Annotated in this window: 22 protein-coding genes; 8 read left to right on the top strand and 14 right to left on the bottom strand. The window is 63.2% G+C overall.

Annotated elements, in window-relative coordinates; genetic code table 11:
* Positions 1-106 precede the first annotated feature (106 nt).
* Positions 107-1393, bottom strand: a complete 1287-nt coding sequence (locus tag GSQ88_RS29405) for an MFS transporter (protein ID WP_210253919.1) — start codon at positions 1391-1393, stop codon at positions 107-109.
* 109 nt (positions 1394-1502) lie between these two features.
* Here GSQ88_RS29405 and GSQ88_RS29410 point away from each other — a divergent pair, with 109 nt between their 5' ends.
* Both GSQ88_RS29410 and argE read left to right on the top strand, forming a co-directional pair.
* Positions 1503-2453 carry a LysR family transcriptional regulator gene (locus GSQ88_RS29410; protein ID WP_159011292.1) on the top strand — a complete coding sequence of 317 codons (951 nt, stop codon included), beginning with the start codon at positions 1503-1505 and terminating at the stop codon, positions 2451-2453.
* An 8-nt stretch (positions 2454-2461) separates the two neighbouring features.
* Entirely contained in the window at positions 2462-3658 is a 1197-nt protein-coding gene (gene argE, locus GSQ88_RS29415) for an acetylornithine deacetylase (RefSeq protein WP_159011293.1), read from the top strand.
* 15 nt (positions 3659-3673) lie between these two features.
* On the opposite strand, the gene GSQ88_RS29420 is transcribed toward argE, so the two are convergent.
* The 9 genes from GSQ88_RS29420 to GSQ88_RS29460 all read right to left on the bottom strand — a co-directional run bounded on the left by GSQ88_RS29420 (position 3674) and on the right by GSQ88_RS29460 (position 12744).
* Positions 3674-4351: a hypothetical protein gene (locus tag GSQ88_RS29420; RefSeq protein ID WP_159011294.1), complete on the bottom strand. Its 678-nt coding sequence runs from the start codon at positions 4349-4351 to the stop codon at positions 3674-3676.
* 228 nt (positions 4352-4579) lie between these two features.
* Positions 4580-4825 (bottom strand): hypothetical protein, encoded by a 246-nt coding sequence (locus GSQ88_RS29425; RefSeq protein WP_159011295.1) that lies wholly within the window; start codon positions 4823-4825, stop codon positions 4580-4582.
* A 177-nt stretch (positions 4826-5002) separates the two neighbouring features.
* Entirely contained in the window at positions 5003-7057 is a 2055-nt protein-coding gene (locus GSQ88_RS29430; RefSeq protein ID WP_159011296.1) for an ATP-binding protein, read from the bottom strand.
* Positions 7054-8553: an ATPase domain-containing protein gene (locus GSQ88_RS29435; protein WP_159011297.1), complete on the bottom strand. Its 1500-nt coding sequence runs from the start codon at positions 8551-8553 to the stop codon at positions 7054-7056. Before GSQ88_RS29435 ends, GSQ88_RS29430 begins: the two co-directional genes overlap by 4 nt.
* A 78-nt stretch (positions 8554-8631) precedes the next feature.
* On the bottom strand, positions 8632-9117 hold the full coding sequence (locus GSQ88_RS29440; protein ID WP_159011298.1) for a GFA family protein: 486 nt from the start codon (positions 9115-9117) through the stop codon (positions 8632-8634).
* Positions 9118-9231: 114 nt separating this feature from the next.
* A complete protein-coding gene (locus tag GSQ88_RS29445) occupies positions 9232-10005 on the bottom strand; it encodes a thioesterase family protein (protein ID WP_159011299.1) in 774 nt (257 codons plus the stop codon).
* Positions 10006-10041: 36 nt separating this feature from the next.
* Positions 10042-10677, bottom strand: a complete 636-nt coding sequence (gene upp / locus GSQ88_RS29450) for a uracil phosphoribosyltransferase (protein ID WP_159011300.1) — start codon at positions 10675-10677, stop codon at positions 10042-10044.
* On the bottom strand, positions 10674-11747 hold the full coding sequence (locus GSQ88_RS29455) for an LLM class flavin-dependent oxidoreductase (protein ID WP_159011301.1): 1074 nt from the start codon (positions 11745-11747) through the stop codon (positions 10674-10676). Before GSQ88_RS29455 ends, upp begins: the two co-directional genes overlap by 4 nt.
* Before the next feature lie 34 nt (positions 11748-11781).
* Positions 11782-12744, bottom strand: a complete 963-nt coding sequence (locus tag GSQ88_RS29460) for a LysR family transcriptional regulator (RefSeq protein WP_159011302.1) — start codon at positions 12742-12744, stop codon at positions 11782-11784.
* A gap of 118 nt (positions 12745-12862) precedes the next feature.
* Here GSQ88_RS29460 and GSQ88_RS29465 point away from each other — a divergent pair, with 118 nt between their 5' ends.
* Both GSQ88_RS29465 and GSQ88_RS29470 read left to right on the top strand, forming a co-directional pair.
* Positions 12863-13711, top strand: coding sequence for an oxidoreductase (locus GSQ88_RS29465; protein ID WP_159011303.1), 849 nt, complete (start codon positions 12863-12865; stop codon positions 13709-13711).
* A 19-nt stretch (positions 13712-13730) separates the two neighbouring features.
* Positions 13731-14102, top strand: a complete 372-nt coding sequence (locus GSQ88_RS29470) for a nuclear transport factor 2 family protein (protein WP_159011304.1) — start codon at positions 13731-13733, stop codon at positions 14100-14102.
* A 7-nt stretch (positions 14103-14109) separates the two neighbouring features.
* Here the strand turns inward: GSQ88_RS29470 and GSQ88_RS29475 are convergent, their stop codons facing one another.
* The 4 genes from GSQ88_RS29475 to hisE all read right to left on the bottom strand — a co-directional run bounded on the left by GSQ88_RS29475 (position 14110) and on the right by hisE (position 17092).
* Complete coding sequence (locus GSQ88_RS29475) at positions 14110-15078, bottom strand: NAD(P)H-dependent flavin oxidoreductase (RefSeq protein ID WP_159011305.1); 969 nt, start codon at positions 15076-15078, stop codon at positions 14110-14112.
* 249 nt (positions 15079-15327) lie between these two features.
* Entirely contained in the window at positions 15328-15915 is a 588-nt protein-coding gene (locus GSQ88_RS29480) for a hypothetical protein (protein ID WP_159011306.1), read from the bottom strand.
* A gap of 69 nt (positions 15916-15984) precedes the next feature.
* Entirely contained in the window at positions 15985-16584 is a 600-nt protein-coding gene (locus GSQ88_RS29485) for a YqaA family protein (protein WP_174248145.1), read from the bottom strand.
* 94 nt (positions 16585-16678) lie between these two features.
* Positions 16679-17092, bottom strand: a complete 414-nt coding sequence (hisE, locus tag GSQ88_RS29490; protein ID WP_159011308.1) for a phosphoribosyl-ATP diphosphatase — start codon at positions 17090-17092, stop codon at positions 16679-16681.
* Positions 17093-17395: 303 nt separating this feature from the next.
* On the opposite strand from hisE, the gene GSQ88_RS29495 reads away from it, so the two are divergent.
* The 4 genes from GSQ88_RS29495 (at position 17396) to GSQ88_RS29510 (ending at position 23479) form a co-directional block, all read left to right on the top strand.
* On the top strand, positions 17396-19222 hold the full coding sequence (locus GSQ88_RS29495) for a glucan ABC transporter ATP-binding protein/ permease (RefSeq protein ID WP_159011309.1): 1827 nt from the start codon (positions 17396-17398) through the stop codon (positions 19220-19222).
* 195 nt (positions 19223-19417) lie between these two features.
* On the top strand, positions 19418-20860 hold the full coding sequence (locus GSQ88_RS29500) for a serine hydrolase (RefSeq protein WP_246785095.1): 1443 nt from the start codon (positions 19418-19420) through the stop codon (positions 20858-20860).
* A 228-nt stretch (positions 20861-21088) separates the two neighbouring features.
* On the top strand, positions 21089-22771 hold the full coding sequence (locus tag GSQ88_RS29505; RefSeq protein WP_159011311.1) for a long-chain fatty acid--CoA ligase: 1683 nt from the start codon (positions 21089-21091) through the stop codon (positions 22769-22771).
* Between the two features lie 222 nt (positions 22772-22993).
* A complete protein-coding gene (locus tag GSQ88_RS29510) occupies positions 22994-23479 on the top strand; it encodes a peroxiredoxin (RefSeq protein ID WP_159011312.1) in 486 nt (161 codons plus the stop codon).
* The last annotated feature ends 137 nt before the right edge of the window (positions 23480-23616 follow it).

A 23616-nucleotide genomic window follows, 5' to 3' on the forward strand; every position in this document is an offset into this window, starting at 1 on the left:
CTCATCGATATTGGCGGGTGCACAGCCTACGCCATTAGAGCGGCCTGTGCATGAAGAATTGCGCGATGAGGGTCGCCCCCGCCTTACGAGACTCGGCGCGGCAGGCTCATGTCAGCGCCTCGCCGGTGCGATCCTTCAAGGTCAGGACCGTTGCCAGGCTGATGACGGCCGCGCCCATCAAATAGAAAGCCACTGCGACGGGCTGTGCCGTCCAGCCGATCAGCGCGGTGATGATCGCCGGCGTGAAGCCGCCGAACACGGCCACACCAAGGCTGTAGGTCAGCGAAATTCCGGTGGCACGAACCGGCGTTGGGAATAGTTCGGCCAGGACGGCCGATGCCGGCGCCGTGTAGATCAACATGAAGACCGCGACGGCGATCTGCGTCGCCACCAGATGTCCGGCGGTTGGCGATGCAATCAGATAGAAGAAGGCGGGATAGGGGATGACCAGGAGGCCGAGGGCGCCCGCGATCATGACCAGCTTGCGTCCGTAGCGGTCCGCCAGAACGCCGACCAGCGGGCAGAATAACAGCACGGTGCCGACCACCAGCGGTCCGAGGTAGGATTGGGACAGCGATGTCTTCAGTTCGCGTACCGCAAATGTCGGAAAGTAATTGGCGATGTATTGCGCAACCGTCCACAGCATCACGATCAGCATGCCTGTCAGGATCGCGCGCCAATGGTCCCGCAGCACGACCCGGATCGGCAGCTCGGTTGCGTGGCTGGATGCCTTGAACAGCGGCGCATCCTCAAGCTCGCGGCGGATATAAAGACCGACCGGCGCGATCAGCAGGCCGACGGCGAATGCAAGACGCCAGCCCCACGCTGCGATCGCTTCGGCCGGCAGCGACAGCGCGATCGTCATAGCGACGAGGCCGGAGAGCATCGTCGATCCGCCCTGCGACATCTGCTGGAACGAAGCATAGAAACCGCGGCGCGCCGGCGGCGCATGTTCGACCAGGGTCGAAACCGCGCCGCCGATCTCGCCGCCCGCCGAAAAGCCCTGAATCAGACGCGCGAGCAGAATGACGATGGGTGCCGCTATGCCGATCCGATCATAGCCCGGGCACAGCGCGATGATGCCGGTCCCAAGCGCCATCAGCAGGATCGTCAGGCTGAGCGCATCGCGCCGCCCGCGCCGGTCGGCGTAGCCGCCGAGAAAGACCGCACCGAACGGGCGGGCAATAAAGCCCAGCCCGAACGTTGCGAAGCCAAGCAGCAAGGAAATCACCTCGCTGTCCGCTGGGAAGAAGTTTTTCGAGATCGGCACCGCGAACGCGGCATAGATCGTGAAATCGTACCATTCGAGCATGTTGCCGACCGTCGCGGCAACGACCGCGCGACCGGCCGATTGGCGTCGACTCGTCCCGACCATTTCGGCAATTGCACTCACGCTGCCCCCCAACGTTCTGGTTTCCGCGGCAACCCGCGCGGCAAAAAAACTTGCACGTTATTTTTTGCTATGCAATTATTTATTTATATTAGGAAAAGCTATGCGAAAAATGAATAGAAAGGAATACGTGTCCGATCGTGCGGAAGATGCCGGCGTTCGCCCTTCGCTGCGCGAGATCGAGGCGCTGCGGGCCATGGTGGCGTCCGGCAAGACGACGCAGGCGGCGCGCGCGCTTGGCACCTCGCAGCCTTCGGTTTCGCGCGCCATCGCAAGTCTCGAAGCGCGCCTGGGTGAGCCGCTTTTCACGCGAAGAAACGGCCGGCTCACGCCGACCGCGGAGGCACTGACCCTCGAGGCACGCGCGGCGGTGATCTTCGATCTGCTGGACCAGTTCGCGGCGCCCAGGACCGGCATCGATGGTGCGACCGCGATCCGTATTGCGACGCCGCCGACGCTGGCCAACCTGTTTCTGGCACCGATATTGGCGCGCTTCATCACGCGCGAGCCGGGTGCGCGGGTTCACGTCGAAATCGGCAAGTCGACCGATTGCCTCGCCGCGGTGGCCGAAGGCAGCGCCGACCTCGGCCTGGTCGACCAGATGCCTTCCCAGGACGGCGTGCGGCTGGAGATCTTCCGGCGGGCGCGGCCGCACGCGCTGCTGCCGAGGCGCCATCGGCTGGCTAGCCGCGCGGAATTGTCGATTGGCGATCTCGTCGGGGAACGCATCCTGGCGCTGAGCCGGCGCTTTCCTTTGCGCACAAAACTTGACGCCGCCTTTGCGGCACAGCGCGCCGAGCCGCTGATCGTCGCGGAAGCAACCACATCGGTGTTTCTCGCCGAGATGGTTCAGGCGGGCCTCGGAATCGCCGTTCTCAATCCCTTCCCGCTTGAACTACGTCCGGACAAGGCGCTGGTGTTTCGTCCACTGGACCTCAAGATGTCGCTGGACACGGCCGTTGTCGTTCCGGCGAGAGGCTCGCTGGCGCCGGCGGCGCGCGCGCTCGCCAATTTCATCCGGGCCGAGCAGCCGGCCAGCCCCTACTCCACCCCTGTCGAGTGATCGAGATCATGTCCAACCAGAGAACTGAGCTAATCAAGAAACTGTTAGCGGATCTCGTCGCCTTCGACACGGTGAGCGATCGCACCAACCTGCCGCTGATCGACTACATCGAAAAATATCTCGCCTCGCTCGGCGTCATCGGCCGGCGGATTGTGGACGACACCGGACAAAAGGCGTCGCTGTGGGCAACGATCGGCCCCGAGGACAGGCCCGGGATCGTGCTGTCGGGGCATACCGACGTGGTGCCGGTCGCAGGGCAGAACTGGAGCGGCGATCCGTTCAAACTGGCCGAGCGCGACGGCCGGTTCTACGGCCGCGGCACCACCGACATGAAGGGGTTCGTCGCGGTGTGTCTTGCGATGGTTCCACAGATCGCCCGAGCCAAGCTATCGATGCCGATCCATCTTGCCATTTCCTATGACGAGGAGATCGGGTGCATCGGCGTCCGCCCGCTGCTGCACGAGATCAACGGCGCCGCGGTCAAGCCACTCGGCTGCTTCGTCGGTGAGCCGACGCAAATGCAGGTCACGATCGGCCACAAGGGCAAGCATGCGGTGCGAGCGACATTTCGCGGCCTCGCCTGTCACTCCTCGCTGGCGCCGACCGGCGTGAACGCGGTCGAATACGCCGCCGAGCTGATCATCGAAATCCGCCGCCGCGCCGGCGAATTCGCGAGCGCTGGCCAAGGCGATCCGATGTATGACGTCCCGCACACGACGATGCTGACCAGCATCGTGCAGGGCGGGACCGCGCTGAACATCGTGCCCGATACCTGCACGATCGAATTCGAGGTGCGCGGATTGGGCATCCTGGAGTCGAAACAGGTGACCGACGAGGTCGTCGCCTGGGCGAAACAGACCATCGAACCTGCGATGCGGAAGAAAGATCCAGGCTGTGGAATCGATTTTGAAGAAATCCTCGAATACCCCGCACTCGATATGCCGTCCGGGCACGCGCTGGTCACGCTGGCCAAGCAACTGGCCGGCCGCAATGGTCATGGCAAGGTCAGCTTCGGCACCGAGGCGGGCCTATTTGTCAGCATGGCCGACGTTCCCGCCATCGTCATCGGGCCGGGCTCGATCGCGCAGGCTCACAAGCCGGACGAATATGTCGAAGTGTCCGAGCTGATGAATTGCGCCGGATTCATCGAGCGGCTGATCGAGCATTGCAGCGAGCATCACGATCTGACGACGGCAAAATCCTAGACAGCCGCCACCGTATCAGATCTGCGCGGCGACCTTTTCCAGCCCGATCAGGCGGGCGAGCGAGCGCACTTCGCGCTTCTGGTCTTCGCGCAACTGAAACAACAACGGCATCGCCGCCGATTTGAGCTGCTGCACTTCGGCCGAATCCGGATCGATCGGTACGCTGGTCGCCGCATGCGGATCGGCCTGGCGGGTCGCATGGATTTTCTGGGCCACGGCGCGCAACGCGCTTTCCACCGCCGGCCAATAATATTCCTGATCCGCGGAGAGCGCGAGGCGCTGCTTGATGCCGGCGATCTGGGCGTCGCTGAGCAGCGCATACGACTTCTGCGGCGCCGGCTTGGCGGCCAGTTTTGGCGCCAGCGGGGCCTGCGGCATCGCGGCAGGCGTCACCGCCTGGGGTGCGGCGATCTGCGGCGGCATAACATCGGCGGGAGTCTGGGCGGCGAATGCCTGCCGCAGCGGCTCGCTGAGCTGCGCAGGCTGCTGCACCGGCTCAAGCGAGGCCAGCGCCAGGGTGGCGACCGCGAGCTTGTCCTTCTTGCCTTCCTTGTTCGATACCGGATTTTGCGTGACCAGCGCAGCCATCTCGGGCCTCGCCGCCGGCAGGCTGTTGCGGCCGAGAATGCTCGACGCCGCCGCGCCGACGATCAGAAAGCACGTCAGGGCGATGATGGTAACGGCGCGGGTCAAGCAATTCTCCGTTTCCGCCAGTGAACCAAACCGGAACGCCCTGCGTTCCCGATCTCTTCTTCAAGCTCTTCGAGCTCTACGAGCACGATCCGTTCGGAAAATCGGTATCCGTTTTTCCGGATCATGCTTTATCTTCCGCAGAACTGGGGGCTAATTAAGGCTTAACCATGCCACCGTCACGGCGCGGGAGAACCCGATGGCGCTGGTTTCGGGGCGAAACGTGCAAAATCAGGCCGCCACCGCGAGTTCATAGGCTTCCTGGATGTCGGAGACGATATCGGTCGCCTCCCACAGCGCGTCGGGCGCCACCGACTGCAGGCTGATGGTCCAGTTGGCCTTGCTCGAGCGCGGCATGCCGACGATGTCGAATTCGACGTCGCGGCACAGCGGGTGCCGATCGAGCGCGCGGGCGACACGCCAGCGGATTTCGTCCAGCGTCGCCGAGGTCTTTGCAAAGCCTGTCTCGGTATCCATGTCGCACCCCTCGCCTGGAGGCCGCCGCGGCGGGACGGCGCACGGCCTCGACATGATTTTTGGGGCGCGAGTGGTTAATGCCGCGTTAAGGGCAAAAACGCGTGGTCCGGCAAGGGCATGGCGCGGGCGGCACGGCGCACTGCATTCGGACGGCAGCCGCGACGCCCGCGCGGCGCTTCAACCCAGCAGCTGATCGAGCCGGTCGCGCAACTGATCCTGATGGTAGGGCTTCGCCAACCTTGGAAGATCGAGCTGGGTGCCTTCGGGCAATTCGGCGTAACCGGTGGCGAGCAGGATCGGCAAGGTCGGCCGCACCTGACGCGACGCCGCGGCGAGTTCGATGCCGGTCATGCCCGGCATGACGTGATCCGTCATCATCAGGTCGATCTGCTGCTCGCTCTTGAGGATATCCAGCGCATGCCGCGCGGAATTGGCGCCGATCACCTGATGGCCGAGATCCTCCAGCATTTCCATGGTCGACATCGCGATCAGGGGATCATCGTCGACGAAAAGGATGATCGCGGAGCGATTGATCTTATGCGCCGTCGGCGGCTGGCTTTCGGCTTCAGGCTGGGCGGTCGCAACCGGGAGCACCAGGGTCGCAACGGTGCCCTTGCCCACCATGCTCGACAATTGCAGGGCGCCGCCGAGTTGCACGGCAAGCCCGTGCACCATCGACAGGCCGAGACCCGTCCCCTTGCCGAGCGGCTTCGACGAGAAGAACGGCTCGATCGCCCGCTTCAAGATCTCCGGCGTCATGCCGGCGCCGGTATCGATCACCGACACTTTGAGATAGCTGCCGGATTGCAGCGCCGGATCGTTGGTCGCCTGATATTGCGAGACGGCGATCGTGATCGAGCCGCCATCCGGCATGGCGTCGCGCGCGTTGATTGCCAGATTGAGGATGGCCAGTTCAAGCTGGTTGGCGTCGATGCTCGCCGGCGGCAATCCGGGAGGAATATCGATCCGCAACGCGACGCGTGGCCCCAATGAGCGCTGCAGCAACTCGATCATGCCCTGAATCAGCGTGCGCAGATCGACCGGCACCGCGCGCAGATCCTGCTGCCGCGCGAACGCCAGCAAACGCTGCGTCAGCGAAGCGCCGCGCTCGGCGCCCTGCATGGCGCCGTTGACCAACCGGAGCAGCCGTGGATCGTTCGGCATCCGCTTGCGCAACAGGTCGAGATTGCCCATCACGGCCATCAAGAGATTGTTGAAATCATGCGCGACACCGCCGGTGAGCTGGCCGATGGTCTCCATCTTCTGCGCCTGGCGCAATTGCTCCTGGGCCTTTTCGCGTGCCGCGACTTCCTTCATCAAATCCGCGGTGCGCTGCTCGACGCGCTGCTCGAGCGTGGCGGTCAATTCCGCCAGCGCGGTACGTTCGGCCGCCAACTGCGCCAACAACGTTTCCCGTTCGATTTCCGCGATCTTGCGTGCCGTGATGTCGGACGAAACGCCGACCATCGATTTGATGCTGCCGTCCGGCCCGCGGACCGCGCGCGCGCGCACCTCGACCCAATGGATCGAGCCGTCGGGCCAGATGTTGCGGTATTCGTAGTTGTAGTCATGGCCGTCCTTGATCGAACGGTCGAGCGTTTCCTGTCGCCCAGCGCGGTCGTCGGAATGGATCGATGCCACCAGATCCTGATATGAAAACGGGTCTTCCGGCTTGCGGCCGAAGAACGTCTTGCAGGTATCCGAGGCTTCGAGCTCGAGCTCCGGCAGGTGCAATTCGAGCGCACCGAGATGACCGGCATTCAACGCCGTCTGCAGTAGCCCTTCACTTTCCGTGAGGTCCTCGAGAATAGCACGGGTCTGATATTGGCGGCGGCGGGCCCTGACCGCCGACCCGACAACGCTGACGAGCGTGGTCGGGTGAAACGGACGCTCGATAAAGGTGACGTTGCCAAGCGCGTGTGCGAGCCTGGCTGCGTCCGGATTACGCTCGGGGCCGCCGCCTTGATGCGTGAACAACACAACCGGAAAATCCGACCATGATGGCTGACCGTTCAACCAATTAACCAGCCCGCGCAGATCGGCGGTCTTGATCGCTTCGTCGGCAATCACCGCAAGCCCCGCGCCGCCCTCGATCTCGTGGATCAGCGTCGGCAAATCACCGCAGACATTGGCGTAAAATCCGGCTTCCTTGATCAGCGCTGCCGCGACCGCGGCGTCGCGTCCCTTGGGCGCAAGGATGACGGCGCGTTCCGATGAGGCACCAGGCCTCACTGGCGTTGCTCTTCAAGCAGTGGATTATTCGGGCCGACATAGAGCGGAACTCCGCGCAGGACGCCCTGAAATTCCACCAGCGGGGCGCCGATAGTAAGGCCGCGGTTGTCGATACGATATTCGCGTATCGTCGACTCATGTGCGCCGGTGCGCTTCTTGATGATCGATATTGCGCGTCGCACCGAACCCACCGCCTCGAAATAGCGCAGCAGGATCACGGTGTCGGCCAGATAGGTGACGTCGACGGGCGCTTTCATGTCGCCGACGAGGCCGTGCTGCGCTACCGTCATGAACGTCGCCGCGCCCTGGCGATTCAAATATTGCAGCAATTCGTGCACGTGCAGAATGAGCGAGTTTTCTTCCGGCATCGCGGCCTGATAGCCGTTGAGACTGTCGATCACGACGGTCTTGATCGCATCGTCATCGACGCGGCTGCGGACGCGGTGCGCGAACTCGCCGGGCGAAAGTTCGGCCGCATCGACCTGTTCCACGAACAATTTTCCAGCATGCCGCAGGCCTTCAAGATCGATGCCGAGACCTTTCATGCGCGAGAAAAGCAGGCCCAATTCCTCGTCGAACACGAACAGCGCCGCTTTCTCGCCACGCGCGATCGCCGCAACGGCGAACACGATCGACACCAGGGATTTGCCGGTACCTGCCGGCCCGAGCACCAGGGTACTTGATCCCTTGTCGATGCCGCCGCCCAATAGCTGGTCCAGTTCGGCGATGCCGCTCGTCAGCCTGCCGCGTGTGAACTCCGTGCGATGCTCCGACGCCACCAGCCGGGGAAACACATTGAGACCGCCGGTCGTGATGGTGACATCATGATAGCCGCCGCGAAATTTCACGCCGCGATACTTGATGATGCGGACGCGGCGTCGCTCCGCGCCGTACGACGGCGCCAATTCTTCCAGACGTAAAACGCCGTGGGCGACGCTGTGTACGGTCTTGTCGGCCAACTCAGCCGTGAGATCATCGAGCAGCATCACGGTGGTGTTGAATTTTGCGAAATAATGCTTGATCGCAAGAATCTGTCGCCGGTAGCGCAGTGAGCTCTGCGCCAGCAACCTGATTTCGGAAAGGCTGTCGAGCACGACTCGGTTCGGCTTGGTACGCTCGACCGCCTCAAAGATCTGCTTGGTGGTCTCGCCAAGCTCCAGATCGGACGAGTACAACAGGCTCTGCTGCTGCTCGGAATCGAGCAGGCTTTCGGGCGGCAACAATTCGAAGACTTCGATTTCATCGCCCAACACCCAGCCGTGCGAGGCGGCGCCGTCGCGCAATTCGCGCTCGGTCTCCGAGAGGGTGATATAGAGACACTTCTCACCGGCGCGCGCGCCTTCCATCAGGAACTGCAACGCGATGGTGGTCTTGCCGGTACCGGGCGCGCCCTCGACCAGAAACAAGTGGCCGCGCGACAGTCCGCCCGACAAGATATCGTCCAGGCCCCAAATGCCGATTTTGGCCCGGCCTTCCACCTTTTCTAGAGAATTCATCGTAACCCTGCCCTCATCCCCATACGAAAACCCGTGAGGGACCATCGGGTTCCCTGAAAAAATTACCGGGATCCGGAACTATTCGTCGGGGAAGAATTCAGGCCACATCGCGCGCCATTTTTTGGCGAGGGGGCGGAAATCATCCGGTCCGACCTCGTGGCATTCGGCGTCTGCGGCCGGCGATGCCCGAGGAGCGACCCAAGGAGCCACCCAAGGCTGTGCGCTCCTCATGAACATATGCGCGGCCGGCGTGAGCCAGCTTGTGTCGTCCAGCGTTCCGGCGCGAACGTTCATCGATTCGGGGCGGCTCTTGCGCGATCCGTAAATTCGCGCCCCGCAGTCGCCGCAGAACCATGATGCGACCTCCGCCCCTGAAGGCGATAAATGGTGCCATCCCTTGGGCTCGCCTTTGGCGATGCGAAAACCCTTGGTCGCCACTGGCATATTAAGCGCAAACGCGCTGCCGGACGCTGGCTGACAATTGGTACAATTGCAGGTGTAGAGCAGCAGCGGAAACGACGTAATCTCGTAGCGGACCGCACCGCACGAGCAGCCGCCGGTCAAGGGAAGCGTCGGACGTCTCTCACCCATGATCACCTCCGGCCGAAGATGCGGCCGGAGTGTAGCCCAAAACGATCGCCCGGCGACGTCGATCTTTCGCCGGAACCCGTTGGCGATCTATCGCTTCTCGATCACCAGGCTCTGCACGGCGCGGCCGAAATAGCCCCTCACATCCGCGAGCCGCGCCATCGCAAGCCCGGCGCCATCAGGGCCGATCCACGATTCCGCATCGAGCAGCATCCAGTCGCCCACCGGCTCGCGCGCCATGCTCACCGTGAGGTCGGCATTGAGAAAGGTCCATTGCTCGAAATCCAGCACGGCGGAGGTGCCGTTGCAGAAATCCGCCGCGACGACCGCGCGCATGGCTTGCGAGACCGCCGCGCCCTCGACCAAAGGACGGTCTGCGCGGTACCAGATCGCACCGGGACCGGGCACGCCGAAGCGGCCGCGTGCGGCGCGCATCGATACACCCGTGACGAAAGCGCTGGAGGAAAAGCTCGGCTGCTCCTGGCGCGCCTGATCGGGCCCGGGAAGCTCGACCGCGATGTCACCAGTTTCGGATGGCAATTGCAGCGCCTGCGTCTTGATCTTGAGCACATGGGCGCTGACCACGACGACATTGCCGGCGCGCAGCCGAATGGCGCACAACTGAATCTTGCGCCCCTCGCGCAGCACCTCGCTCTCTAAGGTCAACGGCGCCACCGGCACCGGCCGCATCAGATCGATGGTGACGCGCGCGATGCGCATCGGCACCGCCGTCGGGATCGCCTCGGCGGCCCAGACCGCCAAAGCGGCCGGCGCGGAGCCATGCTGCATGCTGGGGTCCCAGGGACCGGCGGCGTTCGGGCTCGTGGTGACGCGATGGCCCTCAACGCGATAGATGGCGTCCATTCAGCAGCTTTCTCGAAGCGATTTTTGTGCGGGATATTATTTGGTGCCGAACATGCGGTCACCCGCATCGCCAAGACCCGGCACGATGTAGGCGTGATCGTTCAGTCTTTCGTCGATGGCGGCGGTCCAGATCGGGACGTCGGGATGCTCGGCCTGGAATTGCGCGATGCCTTCCGGCGCAGCGAGCAGGCAGACGAACCTGATATCGCGGGCGCCGCGCGCCTTCAGAAGCGCGGTCGCGGCGCAGGCGGAATTGCCGGTCGCCAGCATCGGGTCCATCAGGATCACCAGGCGGTCGGACAGATCGTTCGGCGCCTTGAAGAAATATTCGACCGCCTGCAACGTCTTGGGATCGCGATAGAGCCCGATATGCGCGACGCGCGCCGACGGCACCAGCGCGAGCATTCCATCCAGGAAGCCGACCCCGGCGCGCAGGATCGGCGCGAATGTCAGCTTCTTGCCCGCGATCATCGGCGCCTTCATCGGCGCCAGCGGCGTCTCGATATCCACCAGTTCGAGCGGCAGATCGTGGGTGACTTCGTAGCACAGCAGCATTCCGATCTCGTTCAGAAGCTCGCGAAAGCCCTTGGTCGACCGGTCGCGCTCGCGCATCAGCGTAAGCTTGTGCTGCACCAAAGGATGGCTGACGAGATTGACGGGCGTGGCGGTCATGGAAGGCTCTCTGATACAGGGTTGCTATCGTGCGTCTCTTCGGCGAGCAACTTTCGTACCAGCGGGATCACCTTGCTGCCATAGAGATCGATGCTGCGCATTAGTTTCTCGTGGGATAGCCCGCCGGCGCTGTATTTCAGGTCGAACCGGGCCAGACCCAGCGCCCGCACGGTCGATGCGATCTTGCGCGCCACCGTCTCCGGCGAGCCGACATAGAGCGAGCCGGTGGCGGCTTCGCGGTCGAATTCGGCCCGTTGCATCGGCGGCCAGCCGCGCTCGGCGCCGATCCGGTCGCGCATCTTTTTATAGTCCGGCCACAGCTCCTCGCGCGCCTGTTCGTCGCTGCCGGCGACATATCCCGGCGAATGAACGCCGATCGGTAGCACCGGCTTGCCGAGCTGATCGAGCGCGCGGTGATAGAGATCGACATAAGGCACAAAGCGGTCCGGCTCGCCGCCGATGATGGCGAGCATCAGCGGCAGGCCGTAGCGGGCGGCCCGCACCACGGATTCCGGGCTGCCGCCGACCCCGATCCAGGTCTTCAGCGTCCCGGTTTCGATCGGCGGAAAAACCCGCTGGTTATGCAGCGGCGGACGCAGCGTGCCGCGCCAGGTGACGGCCTGCTGGCCGATCAATGCCGCGAAAAGATCGAGCTTCTCCTCGAACAGTTTCTCGTATTGGTCGAGCTCAAACCCAAATAAGGGAAAGGATTCGGTGAACGAGCCGCGCCCGAGGATCACTTCGGCACGTCCGTTCGAAACGGCGTCCAGCGTGGCGAAGCGCTGAAACACCCGGATCGGGTCGTCCGAACTCAAGACCGTCACGGCGGACCCCAGCCGGATGCGCTTGGTGCGCGCCGCGATCGCCGCGAGCACGACCTCCGGAGACGACACCGCGAAGTCGGCGCGGTGATGCTCGCCGAGGCCGATGAAATCGATGCCAAGCGAATCCGCCAGCACGGCTTCATCGATCACGTTGCGGATGACCTGCGCGTGCGACAGCGGCGTGCCGTCGGCGCGGGCTGTCACGTCGCCGAATGTATCGAGCCCGAGTTCAAGTTCAGTCGCCATGTCGGTGGAATGCCTTTGTTGGAATGCCGATGATTCAACGGCCCGTCCCGGCCGGAGCGGCGCGTTCTCGGCCGGATTTCGCGCTTGTCTTGACGGCGACGGCCGATTTTCGTTCTTCCCGAATCAGATCGACGAACGCGCGAAGCCCGGCGGTCATGTGCCGATGACCGGGATAATACAGGCACAGCCCCGGGAAGGGCGGCGTCCAGTCCTCCAGCACCGCCTGCAAGCTTCCAGCGGCCAGTTGATCCGCCACCCACCAGTCGCTCACAAACGCCAGCCCGAGACCCTCAAGCGCCGCCTCGATCATCAAGCCGTCATTGTCGAGTGTCAGCCGGCCGGGCACGTCCAATGCCATCTCCTCGCCGCGCTTTTCGAATTCCCATCGATAAAGCTTGCCACCCGGCATCCGCCGGCGAATGCATTCATGCGCCAGCAAATCCGCCGGCGATCGCGGCACCGATTTGCGTTTGAAATAACCGGGCGCGCCAACCACGATAAACCGTGAATCCGGCCCGCAGGGGACAGCAACCATGTCTTGCGGCACCGATTCGGCGAGGCGAATGCCGGCGTCGAAGCCTTCCGCGACGATGTCGATCGGGCGGCCTTCCACGGTCAATTCGACCTGCATGTCGGGATAAAGCCTGAGATACTTTGCGACCACGGGCCGCAGGATCAGATGGCCAGCGCGCTCCTTGAAGTTGATCCGCAGCGTGCCGGTCGGCGTCGCGCGAAACGCATTGACGTCTTCCATCGCGCCGGCGATCTCGCGCAGCGCCGGACTGACCCGGGCCAGGAAGCGTTCGCCGGCCTGCGACAACGATACGCTGCGCGTGGTGCGATTGATCAGGCGGACGCCGAGCCGCTTTTCCAGCCCCGCGATCGCGTGACTGAGCGCCGACGGCGAAATACCCAATTCGGTCGCCGCGGCGCGAAAACTCCGATGCGCCGAAATCGCCGCCACCGCGTTGAGTTCGAACAGGCCCGTTTCCAGCATTATGCGATATCCTGCATCAGGTCATCTCATTTTATACTGATTGTTGCATCAATCAAGACCGCTTATTTCCAGTTCGACGAGTTCAATCTGGCGAGATCAATCTGAAAAGGCAGCGGCCATGGCGCAGACAAACGCAAAGACATTTCTCATCACCGGTGTTTCCTCCGGATTCGGCCGGGCGCTGGCCCAAGCGGCGTTGCGTGACGGCCATATCGTCGTGGGCACCGTGCGCCAGGAAAGCGACCGAGCGGATTTCGAGAAGCTCGGTCAAGACGCCCACGCGGTGATCCTCGACGTCACCCACACCGCGCAGATCGCGCCTGCGGTCGCCGCAATCGAGAAGAATATCGGCGCCATCGACGTGCTGGTGAACAACGCCGGCTACGGCCACGAGGGCATTTTGGAGGAATCCTCGATCGACGATTTGCGGCGGCAATTCGAGGTCAACGTGTTCGGCGCGGTCGCCATGATCCAGGCGGTGCTGCCCGCGATGCGACAGCGCCGCGCCGGGCACATCCTCAACATCACCTCGATGGGCGGCATCATTACCCTGCCCGGCCTCAGCTACTACCACGGCAGCAAGTTTGCGCTGGAGGGCATCTCCGAAACGCTTGGCAAGGAAGTGAAAGATCTCGGTATCCACGTCACCGCGATCGAGCCGGGCGGCTTCCGCACCGATTGGGCCGGCCGCTCGATGGTGCGCGCCGCACGATCGATCGCGGACTACGACGCGCTGATCGAGCCGATCCGCAAGCGCCGCATGGAAGCCAGCGGATGGCAGATCGGCGATCCGGCCAAGGCCGCCGCAGCGATGCTGAAGATCGCGCACTCGGACAACCCGCCCGCGCATCTTTTGCTCGGCAGCGACGCGGTGCGGCTGGTCGGCGAGAAGATGAAATCGCTGCAAGCGGACTTCGATGCCTGGAACAGCGTTTCGCTCTCCACCGACGTGACACCAAACGCCTGAATCAACCGGAGCAACTGTCATGAGCCACGACCGATCCACCATCGAAGCCCTGATTGCCGATTATTTCGACGGCGTCTACGAAGGCGATGTCGACAAGCTCTCCGCAGTCTTCCATCCCTCCGCCGATTTGCGCGGGCTGGAGAACGGCGAGTTGCTGGTTCGTACCGTGCCCGATTGGCTGGATCGGATGCGGAAGCAGCCCTCGGCCAAGGCCGAGGGCAAGCCGCGCGAGGATTTCGTCGTCACCATCGATCGCTCGGACGAATCCACCGCCTTCGTCAAGCTGCGTTGCCAAGTGCCGCCGCGTTATTTCACCGACTATCTGGTGGCGATGAAACTTGGCGACGGCTGGCGGATCGTCTCGAAATCCTACCGCTACGATCTGCGTTAGTAAGCGATCACAACGCGGGATCGACGGCTTCGTCATATTCCTTCTTGAACCGCGCGATCAATTCGGCGGCCGGTTCCACCTTGCCGATGCTGCCGACGCCCTGGCCCGAGCCCCAGATTTCCTTCCAGGCCTTCGGCTTGGCGCGCTCGCCGGAGGCATCGGTGCCGAAACTCATTTTCGAGGCATCGGATTGCGGAAGATTATTCGGGTCCATGCCGGCAGCTATGATCGACGGCTTCAGATAATTGCCGTGCACGCCAGTGAAGAGGTTGGAATAGACAATATCCTCGGCGCCCGAACTCGTGATCATCTGCTTGTAGCCTTCCACCGCGTTGGCTTCCGCGGTCGCGATGAAGGCCGAGCCGATATAGGCGAAATCGGCGCCGAGCAGCCGTGCGGCGCGAATCGCGCGGCCGTTGGCGATCGCACCCGATAGCGCGATCGGCCCGTCGAACCACTGCCGGGTTTCCGCCACGAAGGCGAAGGGCGATATTTCGCCGGCATGGCCGCCGGCGCCGGCCGATACCAGGATCAGGCCGTCGGCGCCCTTCTCGACCGCCTTGTGCGCGAATTTCTGGTTGATCACGTCGTGCATCACGATGCAGCCCCAGCCATGCGCAGCCTGGTTGAGTTCTTCGCGCGCGCCGAGCGAGGTGATCATCATCGGCACCTTGTGCTTCTCGCACACCGCCAGATCCTGCTCGAGCCGGTTGTTGGACTTGTGCACGATCTGGTTGACCGCGAACGGCGCCGACGGCCGCTCCGGATGCGCCTTGTCGTAGGCGGCAAGCTCTTCCTTGATCCGCACCAGCCATTCGTCGAGCAGCGCCGCCGGCCGGGCGTTGAGCGCCGGAAACGATCCGACCACGCCCGCCTTGCATTGCGCGATCACTAGGTCGGGCACGGAAATGATGAACAGCGGCGCCCCGATCACGGGAATCGACAGACGGCCCTTGAACAGAGCAGGCATGGACATTCGAAGGCTTCCTCTTGTGTTACCGGGGCTGTGCCCGCTTGGTTGGTCGAAAGATGCCAGACATCATACCAACAAGGCAACCGGTGATCCTTGCACCAAGGAATTCGTCATGCCCGGGCTTGACCCGGGCATCCACGTCTTTGCTGAACTAAAGCAAGATAAAGACGTGGATGGCCGGGCATAGGCGAGCGAAGCGACGCCGTCCTTTGGACGACTATGCCCGGCCATGACGATGGGGATTCTTCCGCGCTACTGGCAGAACGCGCGGGTGACGTAAGTATCGGTCCGGCAATCGTCCGGCTTGCGCGCGCGGCCGGGGATCAGGACTTTCGCCGAGCAGCTCTCCGCCGAGTCGGTGGTGAGGCTCTTGCCCGCCTTGAAGCCCTTGCTCTGGCACAATTTGTCGGTGGCGGCCTGACAGTCCGGGGCGCCGTTTGCCGACGCCGGACACGCCAGGCGCCCGGTCACCATCGACGGCGTCGCGAGCCGCGACAGCGTGTCGGTGGCGTCCTTGGCCGCATCCTTGGCGCGCGCGTTGAGATCGTCGATGGTCTCGCCGGGGCTTTTCCACGCCGGCAGCTTGTCGAACATCTTACCGATTTCGTTGATCAGGCCCGGGTTTTCTTGCCGTGCGGGAGGATTGGTCGGCGGCGCGGCCTCGCTCGGCGCGGCGGCGGGCTGCTCGGGGGTGGCCTGCTGCGCGCCAGGCGAGGCTAGCGGCGGCGCATTCTGGCACAAGGCGGCGCCCACCGCGATCGTCAGCACCAGCATCGCGGCGCCCGCGGGCGCAACAAGCCTCGCAGGTCGCGCGAACCAGGGACTGGATCGATCAAGCATGGATCGCAGGCTACCCCTCAAGCCGGTGGCCGGCAAAGCACGTCAGGCCGCGACTAAACCACGCGGGTGTTAGAGCAGTCGAAGCGCGACGATAAAACCGAGCACGAGGACGATCGCAAACAGCGCCACCCACAGCGTCAGATGCCGCTCGATCCTGACGCGAATCCACTCGCCGTAGCGGTTGAGCAATATCGCGACCACAAAAAACCGGCCGCCGCGCGCGATGATCGAGCACAGTACGAACAGCCAGATGTTGTACCCGGCAAAGCCGGAGGCGATGGTCACGAGCTTGAACGGGATCGGCGTCAGGCCCTTGCCGATGATGATCCAGGCGCCCCACGCCGCGTAAGAAGCCCGGAAGCTATCGACCTTGCCGGCCAGGCCGTAGAGGTTGATCAGCCAATGCCCGACGGAATCGTAGAGCAGCGCGCCAATGGCATAACCGAGAATGCCGCCCAGCACCGAGGCCACGGTGCAGATCCCAGCGTAGAACCACGCCCGCTGCGGCCGCGCCAGTGACATCGGGATCAGCATCACATCCGGCGGCACCGGAAAAAACGAGCTTTCCGCGAACGCTACCGCTGCCAGAATCCACACTGCATAGGGCTTGTGGGCGGCGTCGATACACCAATCGTAAATTCGTCTCAGCATGGCGCGATGAACCACCATAAGACGGATTTGTCCATGCCGGGATTTTGGGAAATTCGGATTGCCTCGCCCTCGCGACAAACGCGACGCGTTTGCGCGGAGATCACGGTCAACTCTAGTGCCGCTTGCGCAGCGACCGGCTCTCGAGCGCGACAATTGGCCGCCGCGAGGCTTGACGTGCCGCCGGGGACTGGGAGGCCTTGGGCAGCTTGACCGCCGATTTCGGCAGCTTCTCGGCAATTCCGAGCAGATGCTCGCGCCGCGCCATCTCGCGCCAAACGTCTTCCGGCTGAATACCGGCCGATACCCACAAGACGGTCAGGTTATAAAGCAGATCGGCGCTTTCGCGGACCACCGCGTCCGACTTGCCGTTGACAGCGTCGATCACGACCTCGACGGCTTCTTCGGCCAACTTCTTGGCCATCTTTTCCGGCCCGCGCCGAAACAGCCGTGCGGTTCGCGAAACCGCCGGATCGAGATCCTTGGCCGCGACGACCGCCTGGTAAAGCCGCTCGAGCGAATCACTCATTTTTTGATGCTAATCGAAACCGATGGCCAGCGTGTTAACGGCTGGCCGCAAAGCCTAATTGTCATAAAAGCTTCGTCGGTCGCATCCGACGGCCGGCGAACGACTTAACTCAGAATTGGAAACCACCTCCCGGGTTGGAATCGCCGTGGAAATACCGGACGCCGGCTCGATATCCCGTTCGCCCCTCGTACCGTGCTCGGCGAGGATAGGCTGCCGGCGCCGTACGTCCCGGACTTGTGGCATCCGCTTTTCCGGATCATGCTCCCTCTGTTGTTTCTTAGCGTTACCTTGAGCATCGGTTTCATGTCCCTGCTTCGCCTTTATGCGCGCGTTCTTGAGCTGCTCGGCAAAGAGGCGCGGCTGGGATGGATCCTGGCCGGCGCCAATCTCCTGCTGGCCGGCGCGCAATTCGCCGAACCGGTGCTGTTCGGTCGCATCGTCGACGTGCTCTCCGGCAAGCCGGCCGGCGGCACGCTCGGGACATCGCCGGCATGGCCACTGCTGGCGGCCTGGGCGGCGTTCGGCCTGTTCACCATCCTGTGCAACGCCGCGGTGGCGCTGCACGCCGACCGGCTGGCGCACCGCCAGCGCCAGGCGGTGCTGACGAATTATTTCGAGCACATCATGCAATTGCCGCTGACCTTCCACACCGGCACCCATTCCGGCCGGCTGATGAAGGTGATGCTGAACGGCACCGATTCATTGTGGCGGCTGTGGCTCGGTTTCTTCCGCGAGCATTTCGCCGCCATCATGTCGGTGGTGGTTTTGCTGCCGCTGGCGTTCTACATCAACTGGCGGCTCGCGATCCTGCTGTTCGTGCTGTGCATCGTGTTCACGGTGCTGACCACGCTGGTGGTGCGCAAGACCTACGGCATGCAAAGCGAGGTCGAGGCGCATTACAGCGACCTCTCGGCGCGCGCCTCGGACGCGCTTGGCAACGTGGCGCTGGTGCAGAGCTTCGTGCGGATCGATGCCGAGGTGCAGGGGCTGCGCTTCGTCGCCGACAAGCTGCTGGCGGTACAGATGCCGGTCCTGTCGTGGTGGGCGCTGGTCACGGTGATCACCCGGGCTTCGACCACCATCACGGTGCTTGCGATCTTCACTATCGGCATCGTGCTGCGCGAGCAGGGCCTCACCTCGGTCGGCGAGATCGTGATGTTCGTAAGTTTCGCCACCATGCTGATCCAGAAGCTCGAGCAGGTGGTCGGCTTCATCAACAGCGTGTTCATGGAGGCGCCTCGCTTACAGGAATTCTTCAACGTGCTCGATGCCGTCCCGGTGGTCCGCGACCGGCCCGATGCGATCGATACCGGACGGCTCTCGGGGCTGGTCGAATTCAACGACGTGTCGTTCTCCTATGACGGCAAGCGGCCCGCGGTCGAAGACCTCTCCTTCACCGCACTGCCCGGCCAGAGCATCGCGCTGGTCGGCCCGACCGGCGCCGGCAAATCCACCGCGATCGCGCTGTTGCACCGCGCCTTCGATCCGCAGTCCGGCTTCATCAAGATCGACGGCATGGATGTGCGCGGCCTGACCTTGACGGCGCTGCGGCGAAATATCGGCGTGGTGTTCCAGGAGGCGCTGCTGTTCAACCGCTCGATCGCGGACAATCTGCGCGTCGGCAAACCCGATGCCAGCGAGGAAGAAATGCGGCTTGCGGCGAGCCGCGCCCAGGCGCTGGAATTCATCGAGCGCGGCGAACTGAAATTCGACACCAATGTCGGCGAGCGCGGCCGGATGTTGTCCGGCGGCGAGCGGCAGCGGCTGTCGATCGCACGCGCGCTATTGAAGGATCCGCCGATCCTGATCCTCGACGAAGCCACCAGCGCGCTGGATGCCGTGACCGAGGCCAGGGTCAATGCCGCTCTCGACGAAGTGATGAAGGGACGCACCACCTTCGTGATCGCGCACCGGCTTTCGACCATCCGCAACGCCACGCGCATCCTGCTGTTCGATAGCGGGCGCGTGATCGAAAGCGGAACGTTCGACGAATTGGTGGCAAAAGGCGGCCGTTTTGCGGAACTCGCAAGAGCCCAGTTCATGGTGCAAGAAAATGGCCAGCAGAACGCCCCGCCGAATATCCCGCAGAGCGTTGCGCCGAACGCCGACAGCGCCGCTGTCAAGATTTAGGCATTACCGGAATTTGGCCTTTTTCGTCCACGATTTAATCCCATAAGCTCTGTTCCGGACCGACAAGCCGGTATAGGTTTGCGGCCGCCGTCAGCGACGGTACAGGACATATTTAAGCCACCGCACGCTTGAACTGAAAGTCATAGCCAGGACCATCCCTTGATGGGGCGGATCTCAAAGGACCGGAATCGGATAGTGCATTTTCTTCGCCCGTTGCTTCGCAGATCACCCTTGAACTGGATCGTTGTTGTCGCGGCAGTCGCCGCCGTCTACGCGGCGCTTGCCGTCGTGACGCCACGCGTGGCGCAGGCGGAAGCGCTGCTGCTGATCGAGGCCGATACCGGCAAGGTGTTGCAGGCCGATAATGCGACCATGCCGTGGTATCCGGCCTCCTTGAGCAAGATGATGACGGCCTATGTCACGCTCAAGGCGGTCAAGGAGGGGCGTATCACGCTCGATACGCTGTTCTCGGTCTCGGCGGTCGCCGCCTCGCAGTCGCCATCGAAGATGGGCTTCAAGCCCGGCACCCAGCTCACGGTCGACAACGCGCTGAAGATGATGCTGGTGAAGTCGGCCAACGACATGGCCGTGGTGCTTGCCGAAGGCGTCGGCGGCTCGATCGACGGCTTCGCGGTGCAAATGAACGAGGCCGCGCAGCGCCTCGGCATGACGCAGACCAGCTACGTCAATCCGAATGGCCTGCCCGCCGACGGCCAGATCACCTCGGCGCGGGATCTGGCGATCCTGGCCCGCGCGATCATCCGCGAACTGCCGGAATACGAATATTTCGTCCACATTCCCGCGATCAAGTTCGGCCGCAAGGTGACGCAGAATTTCAACAAGCTGATCGGACGCTATCCCGGCGCCGACGGCTTCAAGACCGGCTTCATCTGTGCGTCCGGCTACAATTTGGTCGGATCGGCTACCCGCGACGGCAAGCGGCTGATCGCCGTGGTGCTCGGCGCGTCGTCCGGCACGATGCGCGCGGTCAGGGCCGCGCAATTGCTCGATCGCGGCTTTGCCGGCAATAATCTGTCGTGGCTGCGCCCCTCGCTGGGCACGGTCGATCAGCTGGCCCCGATCGACGCGTCACCGCCGAACCTGCGCGAGGAAATGTGCAGCGGCAAGCACAAGCATCAGGGCACCGACGCGGATGAGGAAGCTTCTGCCGGCAGCGCCGACGGCTCGGCCACTGGCACGACCGGCCTGACCTTCTTTGCCGCCGGGCTGCAACCGCCGATGGTGAAGCCTGCGGACCTGATGGCTGCCGCTCCCGCCGCGGCCGAACCGATCACGGTTTATACCGGTCCGACGCGGACAGGCGCGGCATTGATCGCCGCGGTCGCAGCAGACACCGACCAGCAGAACGTGCGGCCGAAGGGCAAGAAGGGGCGCCACGGCGCCAAGAAGGCTGACACCGAGGCCACGGATGCCGGCGAGAACGCCAAATCCGATGCCGCAGCCAAACCGGCCGGCGCCAAGCATGCCAATGCCAAGCCGGATGCCGCGGCCAAATCCACCGACAAATCCACCGACCTGCCCGCCGCGAAGAAGCCCACCAAGCCGAAGTCGGCGGCAAAGCCGTCAGCCAATCCGGCCCCCAAGAGCAGCAACGGCGACGCCAAGCCCGCCGGCTAAACCAATCGGCGAAGACCGGCCGGGACTAGCCAAGGCTAGCCAAGACCAACCAACGCCGACCAAAGCTGACCGGGACCCGCCAAGACGGGCCGGCCATGCGCCGGCGTGCCCCCGCCGCTTGCCATCGGCGGCTTCCTTGCTCAATACTGACCGGAACAAGGCGTCCCGTCCCAAGACATTGGCAAGAAGCGGGAAATAAGCTGACAACGAAACCAGAGGGGAAATACCATGGAGCGGATCTGGCTCAAGCAATATCCGGCCGGCGTGCCCGCCGATATCGACGTGACCCACTATTCATCGCTCGTCGAGTTGCTGGAAGAAAGTTTTGCGAAGTTCGCGGATCGCAAGGCCTTCATCTGCATGGACAAGTCGATCAGCTACCGCGATCTCGACGAGATGTCCCGGGCGCTCGGCGCCTATCTGCAAGGCAAAGGCCTGAAACAGGGCGCCCGCGTCGCGCTGATGATGCCGAACGTGTTGCAATATCCGATCGCGACCGCCGCGGTATTGCGCGCGGGCTACGCCGTCGTCAACGTCAACCCGCTGTATACGCCGCGCGAGCTCGAGCACCAGCTCAAGGATTCAGGCGCCGAGGCGATCATCGTTCTGGAGAATTTTGCCACCACCGTGCAGAAGGTGATCGCCAGCACCGCGGTCAAGCACGTCATCATCGGCAGCATGGGCGATCTGCTCGGCCTGAAAGGCATGATCGTCAATCTGGTGGTGCGCCGCGTCAAGAAAATGGTGCCGGCCTATTCGCTCCCCGGCGCCGTGCTGTTCAATGACGCGGTGACGTCCGGCCGCGGCATGAAGTTCAACAAGCCGAAGATCTCCCCCGACGACGTTGCGTTCCTGCAATATACCGGCGGCACCACCGGCGTCTCCAAGGGCGCGACGCTGCTTCATCGCAACATTCTCGCCAACGTGCTGCAGAACGACGCCTGGCTGCAGCCGGCGCTGGTCCAGCCGCCGCATGTCGAGCAGCTGTTCATCGTCTGCGCGCTGCCGCTCTATCACATCTTCGCATTGACCGCCTGCTACCTGCTGGCGATGCGCGCCGGCGGCGTCAACCTGCTGATTCCCAACCCGCGCGACATGGGCGGCTTCATCAAGGAGCTGACGAAATACCAGGTCAACAGCTTCCCGGCGGTCAACACGCTCTACAACGGCCTGCTGCATCACCCGGAGTTCGGCAAGATCGATTTCTCCAAGCTCAAGATCTCGAACGGTGGCGGCATGGCGGTGCAGCGCCCGGTCGCGGAACAGTGGAAGAAACTGACCGGCTGCAGCATTGCCGAGGGCTACGGCCTGTCGGAAACCTCGCCGACGCTGACCTGCAATACGGCGGACTCGGCCGAGTTCAATGGCTCGATCGGCATTCCCGTGCCCTCGACCTACATTTCGATCCGGGATGATGACGGCAACGAAGTGCCGCTCGGCGAGCCCGGCGAAATCTGCGCCAAGGGCCCGCAAGTGATGGCGGGTTACTGGAACAGGCCGGACGAGACCGCGAAGGTGATGACCCCGGATGGCTATTTCCGCACCGGCGACATCGGCGTGATGACGGCGGATGGCTACACCAAGATCGTCGATCGCAAGAAGGATATGATCCTGGTTTCAGGCTTCAACGTCTATCCGAACGAGATCGAAGAAGTGATCGCCAGTCACCCCGGCGTGCTGGAATGCGCCGTGATCGGCGTACAGGACTCCAGGTCCGGCGAGGCGGTGAAGGCCTTCATCGTCAAGAAGGACCCCACTGTCACGGCCGAAGAGATCATCAAGTTCTGCGGCACCCAGCTCACCAACTATAAAGTGCCGAAGCAGATCGAGTTCCGGACCGACCTGCCCAAGACCAATGTCGGAAAGATCCTGCGCCGTGAATTGCGCGACGAGAAGAAAGCTGCCGCTTAAGCTACGGCAGTTACACAATCGTCATTGCGAGGAGCGAAGCGACGAAGCAATCCAGAGCAACCGGCGATGCCCGTGTGGCATGGATTGCTTCGTCGCTTCGCTCCTCGCAATGACATGCAAATAATTGCGGCATCGCGCCCCCTCAAGCGGCGGTGAGGATGGCTTTCCTCCAGGCCGCAAAATGGGCTATGACATGCCCGCACATTGTAAGGAGAATTGACGATGACCATCCAAGTTGGCGACAAGCTGCCCGAAGCGAAATTCCGCGTGATGACGGCGGAAGGTCCGCAGGTCAAAACCACCGACGACATCTTCAAGGGCAAGAAGGTCGCGCTGTTCGCGGTGCCCGGCGCCTATACCGGCACCTGCCACAAGATGCATCTGCCGAGCATCTTCCTCAACGCCTATGCCATCAAGGACAAGGGCGTGAACTCGATCGCGATCGTCTCGGTCAATGACGCCTTTGTCATGAACGCCTGGAAGCGCGACACCGACCAGCGCGACGAAGCCACCTTCCTCGCCGACGGCAACGCCGAATTCACCAAGGCCATCGGCATGGAACTCGACGCCTCCGGCAACGGCCTTGGCATACGCTCCAAGCGCTACTCGATGCTGGTGGAAGACGGCGTGGTCAAGAAGCTCAACCTCGAGCCGGCCCCCGGCAAGGTCGAAGTTTCGGGCGGCGACACCCTGCTCGGGCAGCTCTGAGTTAGAGCTTTCGGCGACTATCGTTGTCGTCACATACTGTCGTCATCACCCGCGAAAGCGGGTGATCCAGTATTCCAGAGCGTTTGTGCTTAGCGCCGGCGCTCTGGAATACTGGATCGCCCGGTCCCAGTGCGCAA

The organism is Bradyrhizobium sp. S69, assembly GCF_009766005.1.
GTDB lineage: Bacteria > Pseudomonadota > Alphaproteobacteria > Rhizobiales > Xanthobacteraceae > Bradyrhizobium.